At 51.3% G+C, this 12,704-nt stretch carries 10 protein-coding genes; 1 reads left to right on the top strand and 9 read right to left on the bottom strand.

The window, feature by feature from the left end; all coding sequences use genetic code 11:
* Position 1 precedes the first annotated feature (1 nt).
* From murD to mraZ, 9 genes are all read right to left on the bottom strand, one after another.
* On the bottom strand, positions 2-1,441 hold the full coding sequence (murD, locus tag AC0YNS_RS00845) for a UDP-N-acetylmuramoyl-L-alanine--D-glutamate ligase (RefSeq protein ID WP_475779205.1): 1,440 nt from the start codon (positions 1,439-1,441) through the stop codon (positions 2-4).
* Between the two features lie 590 nt (positions 1,442-2,031).
* The gene (mraY, locus tag AC0YNS_RS00840) at positions 2,032-2,988 is read right to left on the bottom strand and encodes a phospho-N-acetylmuramoyl-pentapeptide-transferase (protein ID WP_475779204.1); all 957 of its coding nucleotides are present in this window, start codon (positions 2,986-2,988) and stop codon (positions 2,032-2,034) included.
* Between the two features lie 10 nt (positions 2,989-2,998).
* Entirely contained in the window at positions 2,999-4,408 is a 1,410-nt protein-coding gene (locus AC0YNS_RS00835) for a UDP-N-acetylmuramoyl-tripeptide--D-alanyl-D-alanine ligase (protein ID WP_475779203.1), read from the bottom strand.
* The gene (locus AC0YNS_RS00830; protein WP_475779202.1) at positions 4,408-5,892 is read right to left on the bottom strand and encodes a UDP-N-acetylmuramoyl-L-alanyl-D-glutamate--2,6-diaminopimelate ligase; all 1,485 of its coding nucleotides are present in this window, start codon (positions 5,890-5,892) and stop codon (positions 4,408-4,410) included. Before AC0YNS_RS00830 ends, AC0YNS_RS00835 begins: the two co-directional genes overlap by 1 nt.
* Before the next feature lie 105 nt (positions 5,893-5,997).
* Entirely contained in the window at positions 5,998-7,938 is a 1,941-nt protein-coding gene (locus AC0YNS_RS00825; protein ID WP_475779201.1) for a stage V sporulation protein D, read from the bottom strand.
* Between the two features lie 95 nt (positions 7,939-8,033).
* Positions 8,034-10,262, bottom strand: a complete 2,229-nt coding sequence (locus AC0YNS_RS00820; protein ID WP_475779200.1) for a penicillin-binding transpeptidase domain-containing protein — start codon at positions 10,260-10,262, stop codon at positions 8,034-8,036.
* A 9-nt stretch (positions 10,263-10,271) separates the two neighbouring features.
* On the bottom strand, positions 10,272-10,673 hold the full coding sequence (locus tag AC0YNS_RS00815; protein ID WP_475779199.1) for an FtsL-like putative cell division protein: 402 nt from the start codon (positions 10,671-10,673) through the stop codon (positions 10,272-10,274).
* Between the two features lie 67 nt (positions 10,674-10,740).
* Positions 10,741-11,673 (bottom strand): 16S rRNA (cytosine(1402)-N(4))-methyltransferase RsmH, encoded by a 933-nt coding sequence (gene rsmH / locus AC0YNS_RS00810; protein ID WP_475779198.1) that lies wholly within the window; start codon positions 11,671-11,673, stop codon positions 10,741-10,743.
* Between the two features lie 57 nt (positions 11,674-11,730).
* On the bottom strand, positions 11,731-12,168 hold the full coding sequence (gene mraZ / locus AC0YNS_RS00805) for a division/cell wall cluster transcriptional repressor MraZ (protein ID WP_090979835.1): 438 nt from the start codon (positions 12,166-12,168) through the stop codon (positions 11,731-11,733).
* Between the two features lie 222 nt (positions 12,169-12,390).
* Between mraZ and AC0YNS_RS00800 the strand changes: the two genes are divergently transcribed.
* Positions 12,391-12,678, top strand: coding sequence for a hypothetical protein (locus tag AC0YNS_RS00800; RefSeq protein ID WP_475779197.1), 288 nt, complete (start codon positions 12,391-12,393; stop codon positions 12,676-12,678).
* The last annotated feature ends 26 nt before the right edge of the window (positions 12,679-12,704 follow it).

Raw genomic sequence — 12,704 nt, 5'->3', positions numbered from 1 at the left:
CTTACAAGTTATGCGCCGATTCTTTAAAAATGCGCCCTCGTTCTTCATAGGATTTGAACATATCCCAGCTTGCACAGGCCGGAGACAGGAGAACGGTATCTCCGGGCTCCGCGAGGGCTGCTGCTTCTCGAACTGCGAGCTGCAGCGTGCTTTCGGCGTCCTCCACAGGTTCGACGACTTTAATGGTCGTTAAACCTGCACGTCTTGCGACTTCGGCAATTTTGCCGCGGGTTTCGCCTAAAGCTACTACCGCTTTCACTTGATCGCGGAAATGCGGCAGCAGCTCCATATAATCGGAGCCTCTGTCCAGCCCGCCGGCAATGAGCACAATGCTGCGTCCTTGGAAGGAACGCAGCGAAATAATCGCAGCTGTTCCGTTCGTTGCTTTGGAATTATTGTAATAAGCGATTCCGCCATGATTGCGCACAAACTCCATTCGGTGCTCCACACCGCGGAACTGACGAAGCGGCTCTAGCAGCGCTTCGATGTTAGCCCCTGCTGTTATACAAGCAGCAATGGCCGCAAGTGCGTTCGCGGTATTGTGGCGTCCCGGAATGCCCACTTCATCAACTGAGATTATTTCATGGGACTGCCCCTGCTCATCACGCCATACTAGTTGACGGTTCGCGTCTCCGACCGGCTCTGTCAGATCCGCTGGGTACGGCGGTATGACACATAGGCCATATGTAAGCTCTTTGGTTGTAGAGAACGGCAAGATGCGCGCTCGAATCGATCCAGCATGCATCAGCTCGTGGCAAACCGGATCATCTGCATTCAAGATCGCTGTATCCTCAGGCGTCTGATTGGCAAAAAGCTTCGCTTTGGACGCCACATAGTCTTCCATGCCGCCGTGATAGTCCAGATGGGTCTCCACCACATTGAGCAGCATGCTGATCCGCGGCCGAAACTCCGTTGTCCCTTTCAATTGGAAGCTGCTAAGCTCGGCGACAATCCAATCCTCGCTCGATGCCGTCTGCGCCGCTTCGCACAGAGGCGTCCCAATGTTGCCGGCTACGATCGGATTGAGCCCTGCTGCTTCCAGCAGTTCGCCGATCCAAGTCGTTGTCGTTGTTTTCCCATTGGAACCGGTAATCCCGATGATAGGTGCAGGCGACAATAGATAGGCCACCTCGACCTCCGTCACGACCTCGATGCCCAGCTCCACAGCTTGCTTAACCGGTGGTGACGTATAAGGGATTCCCGGATTCTTCACCACCAGCGCCGTATCCGCATCAATAAGATCCGCCGGATGACTGCCGCAAATAACAGAAACGCCCAAAGCGTCCAGCTCGTCCGCTTCGGGAGATAAATGACGTTCCTTCATATCGTTGACGGTTACCTTTGCGCCGAGTTTATGGAATATCTTCGCGACGCTGACTCCGCTTCTGGCTAAGCCGAGTACGACAACCTGTTGATCCTTGTATAAGGATGGGTGTTTCATCTATGTGCCAACTCCCTAAGTGACAATCCACTTTTTTAAGATTGGAATATTATTCCCCTATTTAATGACAATCCCCCTAAATCCCCCTTTGAAAGGGGGACCCCGAGGGCCCCGGCCCTCTGGACACCCGGAAGGTATAACGTTGGTGCTCCAGAGGAACGCTCCTAGCTACATTTGGTGGAGGTGCTCGAAGTCCCTTCCGGGACTGACTTTCATTTTGGCGCTCCCGTGTTACCTGTTGACTTCGTCACATCGTAACGTTTGAGCCCCAGAGGCGCGTCGTTGTTGCAACATTTGGCGTAGTGCCCGCTTTCGTCCCTCCGGGACACGCTCCCAATTTCGCGCAGGGTTAGTTTGTCGGCAGCTGCGCTGCCTTGTCCCTTCGGGACTTTGAAAGAATAGCCGGGTACAAGAGCGGAGCGGGCGGTCGTTGTGTAGAAGCGTCAGCGTTCGCCTTTGTCTGGCGGATTTCTACCGATAAATCTGTTATAGATTCAAAGAAATCCGACGGACAACAGCGATCGTAACAATGATCCGCACGCGCAGCGTTGTACTCCCAGCGTCCCATTCTCTTTCATCCCTTTACGCACTTACCGTCCCAGCAGCAAGCCGATCGCGGCGAAGACGATGCCGACGAACCAGAAGGAAGTAACAACCTTCCACTCGGACCAGCCGGATAATTCGAAATGATGATGGATCGGGCTCATTTTGAAAATACGTTTGCCTCGTAATTTAAATGATCCTACTTGCAGTATAACCGACAGCATCTCGAGAACGAAAACGCCGCCGATTATGACCAGCAAGATTTCGGTTTTGGTTAGAATCGCCACAGCCGCCATACCGCCGCCGATGCCAAGTGAGCCTGTATCGCCCATGAACACCTTTGCCGGATGCGCGTTGAACACCAAGAAGCCCAGCATCGCGCCGATCATCGTCGCCGAGAAGATGGCGGATTCATGTTCACTTGCATGCAGCGCGAGAATCGCGAAGGCCGTGAACGCCACTGCGCCTGTCCCTGCCAACAATCCGTCAACGCCGTCTGTGAAGTTAACCGCATTCGTTGTGGCGAACAGCATGATAACGACGAATGGATAGTAGAACCATCCGAAATCAAGCTCCGCGGATGTTCCCGGAATGCTTATTACCGTACTGTGATGCATTTGATAGAGCAGTACGCATATAATGACGGAGAATATCAGCTGGCCAACCAGCTTTTGCATCGCTGTCAAGCCAAGCGACCGTTTAAATACGATTTTGATATAATCATCCAGAAATCCGACCAGCCCAAAGCCGAGCGATGCAACGAGCAGCACCCAGAAAGAAGACGTTTTATCCGAGAACTTCAGAAACGCCAGCAGCACAGCCAGCATAATAATGATGCCGCCCATCGTCGGTGTCCCTGATTTCTTCAGATGGCTTTGCGGGCCGTCTGTACGGATCTGCTGGCCGAATTTCAACCGTTTCAGCAGCGGAATGAACAAAGGTCCGAACAGTAATGCAAGCATGAAGGAAGCGCCGATTGACAGAAGAATGACCTTTACGTCCATATTTTCACCTCTATGCACGCTGCAGGTCATGGATAATTTCTTCCATGCGCATGCCGCGGGATCCTTTCACCAGTACGAGATCTTCCGGCACCAGATGTGCGCGGAGCCATTCTATAAGTTGTTGCTTGTCTTCGAATGCTTTTATATGATCGGAGCCGTCAGCAAATTGCTTTGCAGCTTCAGAAGCAATATGCTGTGAAAGCTTGCCGAATGTCAGCACCCGCTCTGCTTTGGACGGATTCACATAGGCGCCGATTTCACCATGCATCGCTTCTTCGTCCGGCCCGAGCTCCAGCATATCGCCGAGGACGAGCCATTTGCAGTGATAACCGGACAGCCCTGCTACGAGATCAATCGCTGCGCGGACGGAAGTCGGACTGGCATTGTAGGCATCATTAAGTAGCATTGCTCCATTATACGCAACACCCGGCTCAATGCGCATCGCTGTCAGCTTCAGCCCAGCAAATCCTTTGCGGATCACATCGTCGGGCAGACCAAATTTCTTCGCTGTGGCAATCGCAGCGAGCGCATTGGATACATTATGCGTCCCGGCCACAGGAAGTTCAACATGCTGGAGCCCATTATCGCCCTTTACATCAAAGGTTGAAGTCGTAGCGTTCACGATTACGTTCTCCGCCGCCCAACGATTATCCCCTTGCAAACCGAAGGTTTGTACCTCTGTCAGCTCCGGCAACGCAAGCCCCTTAAGCCCTTCGTGCAGAAGCGGTTCATCGCCGTTGATAAGCAGCAAACCGCCCTGCTTTAAGCCGGCCACAATTTCAAGCTTCGCTTGTGTAATGCCTGCACGTGAACCAAGCTGAAGCATATGAGATTCGCCGATATTCGTAATGATCGCGACATCGGGTTTCGCAAGTCGAGTCAGCAGATCGATCTCGCCGAACTCGCTCATCCCCATCTCAAGCACAACAACTTCTACGCCTTCTGCTAACGCCAGCAGCGTCAGCGGCAAGCCGATATGGTTGTTATAGTTGCCATCTGTTTTATGCACGCGAAAAAAGCCCGACAGCAGCGCTGCGACCATATCTTTTGTCGTCGTTTTGCCGTTGCTGCCCGTGACGCCGATAACACGTACCTTTAACTCGTCGCGATAGGCGGAAGCAAGCTTCTGCAGCGCCGCAGTCGTGTCGTCTACTACTATAAGAGGCACTCCACTCGCAAGCGCCTCAGGAAGTTCTTTGTCCCGCTGCCACAGCGTAGCGACAGCGCCGCTTTCGATCGCGCTGCTTGCATAATCATGTCCGTCAAAGTTCTCGCCTTTGATCGGAATGAACAACTGACCCGGCGACATGCGCCGGGAGTTAATGGAGACGCCGGCTATTTCGACACTGCCGGCATCTGTATCGTTTTGTATCGTTCCACCGCACATGGCGGCAATCGCGCTTAATTTACGTGTAATCACTATGAAAGACTCCTTATCGCTTCTTTAGCCACCTCGCGGTCGTCGAAGTCATACTTGACGCCGCCGATATCCTGATAGGTTTCGTGGCCTTTCCCCGCAATTAATACTACATCGTCACGCCTCGCCATTTCAACCGCTTTTTGTATCGCCTCTCTGCGGTCGACAAGCAGCTCATAACGAATCGCCGCAGGTTCGTTCTGTATAAGCCCTGCTTCAACGTCCAGCAGGATACGCTCCGGATCCTCCGTACGCGGATTATCCGATGTAAGGATGCAATAATCCGCAAGCTGCGCCGCAATTTGGCCCATGAGCGGTCGCTTCGTCCGGTCACGGTCACCACCGCAGCCAAACACACAAATGACGCGACCTACCGCAAATTCCTTGACGGCTGTGAGCACATTCTGTAATCCGTCAGGCGTATGCGCATAATCCACAATGACCGCGAACTTCTGTCCGGCTTGCACCGATTCGACTCGGCCCGGAACACCTGGGAGATCTTCCAGACTTTGCTTGATCTGTGTCAGCGACACGCCTTCAATCAGAGCAGCGCTTATGGCGCTTAACGCATTGTATACATTATATTTACCGGCCATACGCAGAGTGATATCCGCAGATCCGGCGAACGTCTCTACATGAAAGGCAGTCCCGTGCGCAGTTATACGCACTTTGTCGGCACGTACATCCGCATCATGATCGATGCCATAGGTAACGACCTCCGCTGTCGTAACATCCGCGTACTTCGGCGAGGCTTCGTCATCCGCATTCAGCACCGCAAACAAACGATCCTCCGGCGCACGCCCGAATTCATTGCCAAGCCGGGAGAACAACAACCCTTTCGCTGATGCATATCGCTCCATCGTAGCATGATAGTCGAGATGATCCTGCGTCAAATTGGTGAAGATGGCAATCCGATATCTGCTGCCTTTCACCCGTCCCTGCTCCAGCGCATGCGAGGAAACTTCCATGACGCAATACTCCGTCCCTGCTTCTGCCATGGCAGCCAGTGAACGCTGAAGCTCAAGGGCTTCCGGTGTCGTTCCCGACATCGGCAGCGTATGGCCGGCGTAGCGCATTTCTACCGTTCCAATAACACCGGTGCTGAACCCGGCATCACTCATGATTTTCTCGATTAAATACGTTGTCGTTGTTTTACCGTTCGTGCCCGTAACACCGATCAATCTCAGTTTACGGCTCGGATAATCAAAATAATGATTCGCGATCACGGCCATCGCATAACGGCTGTCTTTGACAATAAGCTGAGGAATGGGCAGATCAAGCTGCCTCTCCACCACCAAAGCAACAGCCCCTCTGGCAACGGCTTCTCCCGCATAATCATGCCCATCAACTTTATGTCCACGCAAACAGATAAAGACGCAGCCGGGCAAGACGCGGCGGGAATCGGTCTCAATTCCACCAACCTCCACGGTCCCTTCACCGACAAGAACAGATGTGAGCAGCAGTGCAGCCAAGTGTTCCACACGCATCGCTTAAGTCCCCTCCCGTGAGCAGATCTAATCTGCGCAGGGCCGCCTATGAAGAAGCAGCAAAGCTTTGTCGCGGCCTACTTCATCTATCTATACTCATTATAGTCAGCGAACAGAGCTTTCATCATCGTCTTTTGCTAAATAAATCCGTATGGTTGACCCTCGATCGACCCGCGTACCGGCAGCAGGTGACTGTCTGATCACGGTGTCTCCGCTCCCTGCCGAGGTAAGGCTGAAATTCATATTCAAATCTTCATAGATATCAGAGACGGTCTTGCCGATGAGATTCGGAACTTCCACGATCGGTGTTTCACCGTATTTATACTCCTTGCTCAGCTGATCCTTACGAGGAGCTACGCCCATGTACGGCAGTGCATCTTCCAAAATATTGTGTACGATCGGCGCGGCAACGACGCCCCCGAATTGAATGCCTTGCGGGTTATCGACTGCGACATAGACAACAATCTTCGGATCGTCTGCCGGAGCGAAGCCGATGAAGGAAACGATATGCTCATTCGGTGAATAACGGCCGTTGATAACCTTCTGGGCTGTACCTGTCTTGCCGCCGACACGATAGCCGTCTATGAAAGCGTTGCGTCCTGTTCCTTTGGCTACGACGCTCTCCAGCGCTTCTCGCACCTGCTTGCTCGTATTCTCGGATATAACGTTTCGAACGACTTCCGGCTGTACCGTGCTTACGGTATCGCCTGTCTCCGGATTAATCCATGATTTGGCGACATGCGGCTTATACAGTGTACCCCCGTTGATCGCTGCCGAAACAGCTGTGATCTGTTGGATCGGCGTAACCGACACCCCTTGACCGAATGCGGTAGTTGCAAGCTCAACAGGTCCGACCTGGCTCATTTTGAACATAATCCCGTTCTCCTCGCCGCCGAGGTCGATGCCGGTCTTCTTACCGAAGCCGAAGTTCTTAATATAATCGAACAGCTTCTCTTTGCCAAGTCTGTTGCCAAGCGCAACGAATCCCGGGTTACAAGAATTCTGTACGACTTCGAGGAAGGTCTGGCTGCCGTGGCCGCCTTTCTTCCAGCAGCGCAGCCTTGCCCCGCCAATTTCAACTGCACCCGGATCAAAGAAATGCTCACTTGTGAGATTGACCTTCTTCTCTTCCAAAGCAGCTGCCAGCGTAATAATCTTGAAGGTGGACCCCGGCTCGTACGTCATCCAAATCGGCAAATTGCGATTGTAGATGGCTGGATCAACATCACGATATTTGTCCGGTTCGTAAGTTGGCCTGCTGGCCATTCCGAGAATCTCGCCATTCGTAGGGTCCATTGCGATGGCAATGATGTCATCGGCCTGGAATTTGACCATGGCTTGGTCAAGCTCCCGCTCCATGATCGTTTGAATCTGCTTGTCTATCGTCAGTTCTAAATTAAGTCCGTCTTTGGGCTCCAAATACGTATCGCCTGAACCGGGCATTTGCTTGCCTCCGGCCGTAGATAAGAAGGAAATATTCCCGTTAATGCCTTCCAGCATATCGTCATATTTGGCTTCTATTCCGGTTAAGCCTTGATTATCAATGCCGGTAAAACCGAGCACATGGGAAGCAAAGCTGCCGAGCGGATAGTAGCGCTTATTGTCTTCGGCTACCACGATCCCAGGTAAATTAAGGTCCCTTATTTGCTGGGCTTTCTCCGTCGTGATTTTGCGACCGCCTGGTTTGAGACTGACTATCATCTGCTTCTTCTTGATCGTTGTATAGATAACATCCTCCGACATATCCAGTACACTGGCAAGCTGAGCGGCAGTCGACTTTGCATCCTTGATTTGCGCGGGTATCGCCATTACGGTAGGCGAGCTTATATTATACGCAAGCATCGTGCCGTTTCGGTCCAAAATCTCGCCCCGCTTCGCCGAGAACGGAATTTCCCTGCGCCAGGAATCCTCCGCTTTGGCCGCCAGCTCCTCGCCTTTCCACAGCTGCACATAACCCAGACGTCCTGCAAGCAGCGAGAATGCAAGAATGCCAATAAGAAGCGCCGTAAACAGCCTGCGCCTGATCGTCACACTCGAAACCTTCACTTAACATCCCCTCCGAATAGCTCGTAAAACGGGAACGTTCGTCCATCCGTTTCCTAATCCAAGCCTATTCAAAGAAAAAGGGGGTTAGAACAAGCCTATCCCCCAGAAGTAGTACCCGATTTGCTGTTGTCTGTTGCTTCTTTGGTCGCATCTTCGCCCTCGCCTGTCTGCGTGGAGACTTGCATCGCCGGCGGTGACAGAACAAGCTTCAGCACTTTGTTCTCTCCCTGCTTCGCCAATGATTGCGAGGTTACGAAACCTTCCCCTGTCGTCATCACGCGGATCTGCAGAATCGAGCACATCTCCATAGCATCACGAAGCGACAAGCCTTTCATATTCGGAATCGGCAGCTTTGTTCTCTCTTCGGTTAAGAGATAGATCCGCTGATCCGGACTGACTGACGTGCCCGCCTTCGGAATTTGCTGCAGGACGGTTTTGCCTTTACCGACCACTTCGTAATTGAGCTTGCTTGATTTCAATTTATTTTTCGCAATCGTTAAATCCAGCTTATTCAAGTTCGGAATTTCGACGGTTTGCTCTTGGTTTGGCGTGTTTGAAGCGGTTGTCTTCACTTTGGTAACGGGATCAATATCCATATGGCGAAGACTTTGCTGCACAATCTTCTTGAATACAGGTGCCATAACCGTACCACCGGACGCTAACCGATCATTCGGCTCATCCATGACGAGGTAAAGGACGATCTTCGGGTTGCCAACCGGCGCGAAGCCGATAAAGGAAATCACGTACTTGTCGTCCGCATAATGGCCGTTGACAACCTTCTGCGCCGTACCTGTTTTGCCCGCTACACGGTAGCCTTCAATATAGGCTCTGCGGCCGGACCCGATTTCCTGGTCAGATACGACTTGCTCCAGGTATTCATCCACTTTCTTAGCCGTTTGTTCCGTGATAACCTGACGGACGACCTGTGGTTTGATCACTTCGACTTTCTTCGAAACCGGATCTTGAATTTCCTTGACCAAATGCGGTACGAGCAGCTTACCGCCATTGGCTACAGCGGCTACAGCTGCAACCTGTTGAATCGGAGTTACTTGAACACCGCCTTGCCCAAAGGCTGCCGCAGCTATATCCCTCGGGTACTTAAATTGGACAAGTCCTGGCAGCTCACCCGACAACTCTATGCCTGTTTTTTGATTAAATCCAAACTTGTTGATATAGTCTCTGAGCTTATCTGCCTTTAGCCCTTCATAGCCTAGCTTGACGAATTCGACGTTACTGGACCGTTTGAGCCCTTCCAAGTACGTGATGGTTCCCCAGCCTTCTCTGTTTATATCATGGATCGTGCCGCCGGGTACTTTAATAGCACCGGATTTGTAGGTCGCATCCGGGTTAAACATGCCTTCTTGAACAGCGCCTGACAGCGTCACGATCTTAAACGTCGAACCAGGCTCGTACAAGGACTTAATAGCATGATCGTAAAAGTTCTCTTGCGGTGCAGTCCAGTACATGTTCGGGTCAAAATTGGGCAAATTCGCCATGCCGAGAATTTCCATCGTTTGCGGGTCAGCCGCAATCGCGGTAATGCTCTTCGGCTTATATTGATCATACGTTTCTTTAATTGCTTCTTCGATGTAGTGCTGAATCTCAATATCAATCGTCAACTTTACATTCTTACCGTCCACGGAAGGTTTAAAGCTGACGGTCCCATCCTCCAGAATGACACCATTGCCGTCCCGCTCGTATTTAATTTCGCCCTCAGTACCTTTCAACTGATCATTCAGCGAGGCTTCCAGCCCCATTACAGCCTTGCCTTCCTTGTTCTCATATCCGAGAATATGCGAGGCCAAGCTGCCTTTCGGATAGGAGCGTTTCTGTTGGTCGATCAAGTAGATACCAACATCCTTGTGGCCGGTTTCCTCGACAAGCTGATCTCGGAAACGAAGAATCCGATCCGCAACCGACTTGTCAATCTTCCAGCCTTCTTTGCGCACTTCACGCTGCTGATAGTATTCGCCGTTCTTCTGTTTGGCCTCGACAATCTCACGCAGTGTAATCTGCGATTTGCCAAGCACGCCGCTAAGCTTGTTAATGATGACATTTTCCAGCTTCAGGTCATGAATGACCTTCGGATTAACCGCGACGGTATAGGCCGCAACATCCATTGCAAGTACATTACCGTCCCGATCTGAAATCGTACCGCGAACCGGAATAAGCTTCTCCGACTTCGACCATACTTCCCTAGCTTTATCCGACCAGAAGTCGGCATTCACAACTTGAACCCAATAGATTCGGCCCACCAATAAAAGAAAAAGGAGGGTGATAAACCCTCCGACCAACAATGTCCGTATTCGTATTCGCTTTGTCATGGCTGCCACCTATTTCTTTCCACTTGCATTCGTTGCTTTTGGTTCCGCCACGCTGACTTTGATCGGATTCTCATCCTGCTCCCAGCCCTGTTCCGCCGCTTTCTTCCGAATACTAGCCGGGTCATTCGCTTTCTCGTATTCAGATGTCAAGAAGGCGACCTGCTCGGTCAACTGCTCATGCTGCTTCGTCAATTGCTTGATTTGAAGCTCCATCTGATAGATTTGCGCATAGCGGAAAATCACGACGAAAGCTACAACCACACAAACGAGAATCGTAAACATATACAGCAGTTTCTCCTGCACCGGCAGCGACTTGCGTTTGATGACAACTTTTTTGGTCTCGCGGAACTGCGGCCGCTGCTCCGGCTTTCGGTTGGGCTGCAGCGCCAGATTCCCATTCACATATGCCATTGCGGTTCCCTCTCCCCTTCTCTGCTATTATTCCATCTTCATCTATGGTGTATTGTCTTCTATGCGATTATAATTTCTCGGCAACGCGCAGCTTTGCGGAACGTGATCTTTTATTCTGCTCCAGCTCCTCTTCACTAGGAAGAATCGGCTTGCGATTCACTAACTTAAGCTTGCCGCCTCCGCCGCAAACACACATCGGGAAGTCGGTTGGGCAGGTGCATTTTTCAACAAATTTCGCAAACAGCTGCTTGCAAATCCGGTCTTCCAGGGAATGAAACGTAATGACGGAAGCTCGTCCTCCGGCATTCAATACGTCTATCGTCTGTTCAAGACCTTCCTCTTCTGCACCAAGCTCATCGTTAACCGCAATGCGCAGCGCTTGAAACGTACGCTTCGCAGGATGCGGGCCTGTCCGCCTAGCAGCGGCAGGTATGCCTGATTTAATGATCTCAACCAGCTCGCCGGTCGTTTCGATTCGCTTCTGCTCTCTGGCCGCGATGATTTTACGGGCGATTGATCTGGCAAAACGTTCTTCACCGTAGTTCGTAATGATACGAGAGATTTCACGTTCGTCCCATGTATTGACAATATCATCTGCCGTCAGCATGCCGTCTTGATCCATCCGCATATCAAGCGGCGCATCGTGATTGTAGCTAAAGCCGCGTTCGCCTTCATCAAGCTGAGGGCTGGAAACGCCAAGATCGAACAATACGCCGTCTACACCGGAAATGCCCAAATCCTTCAGCACATGCGCTAAATAACGAAAGTTACTTTTGACCAGCGTGACACGATCCATGTAAGCGGACAGCCTGACGCGCGCGTTATCGAGCGCCCAGTCGTCCTGATCTAATGCAATAAGTCGTCCCTTAGGTCCAAGCCTGGATGCGATAAGCTCGCTGTGACCTGCTCCTCCGAGTGTACAATCCACGTAGATGCCGTCCGGTTTAATGGCAAGTCCATCTACTGCTTCTTCTTTCAATACCGTGATGTGTTGAAACATGCTGTAATCCTCCCTGCTTTAAACCCCTCGCTCGTCCTTACTGATTGGGCAAGCGAGCTAAAAATTAAAATCAAAATCAACAAGCTTCTCTGCAATATCATTGAAGGTCTCTTCGGATTGCTTGAAATAGCTCTCCCAGATCGGTTTGCTCCAGATCTCTACGCGGTTCGAAACGCCCAGCACAATGCAGTCCTTGTCTAGCTTGGCATATTCGCACAGCGTATTCGGTAAGTTTACCCTTCCCTGTTTGTCGAGCTCGCATTCCGTTGCCCCCGAGAAGAAAAAACGTGAGAACGCACGTGCATCCGACTTCATCATGGGCAGCGATTTCAGCTTCTGTTCAAGCAAGCTCCACTCGCTTTGCGGATAAACAAACAAACAGTTATCAAGTCCTCGTGTGACAACAAAGTGGTCGCCGAGTTGTTCGCGGAATTTAGCCGGGATAATGATGCGGCCTTTCTCGTCAATGCTATGCTGATGTTCGCCCATAAACATTGAACCGCTCCACCTCTTCCCCCAAATTCTCCACTTAACCCCACTTTCCACCACTTAGGTTGAACTATTCGCCACCAATAATTGAAATCCTGCTCCTTAAGCAGGATTTAATAAAATAATTTATGGGATTAACCTTGTAACGATTTTGAAACTTTTTAGTGCTTTGGATCGTGTACACTAGAAAAGAAATGCTGGATGAATCATACATAAGGGGGCCTGCCTGTGACCGGCACTTCCGCCTTGACCTATAAAATAAGCCTTCTTCGAAAGGTCGAGCTGCTTTGCTATCAAGTAACACACTATTTACTCCGCAGTGAGGAAGAAGCAGCAGCTGCCAGCGAAGAAGCACTGACCGCTCTATTCCGTAACCCCATCTTCTTGGAAGCTTCCGAGGAGGAACGCTCTGTTATCGCTAGGAAAACCGCCATAACTGTTGCCCTTCAGCATGCTACCGGCGGCAGTCAAACACGGCAAAAAGAGCTGACACCACATGTCGCCGGGGACATGTGATGCAGCTCTTTGATTTGCTACTTAGG

It is taken from the genome of Paenibacillus sp. J22FR21 (assembly GCF_056269135.1).
Note: the sequence above shows the minus strand (reverse complement) of the source record. Positions and strands in the feature narration are given on the sequence as shown.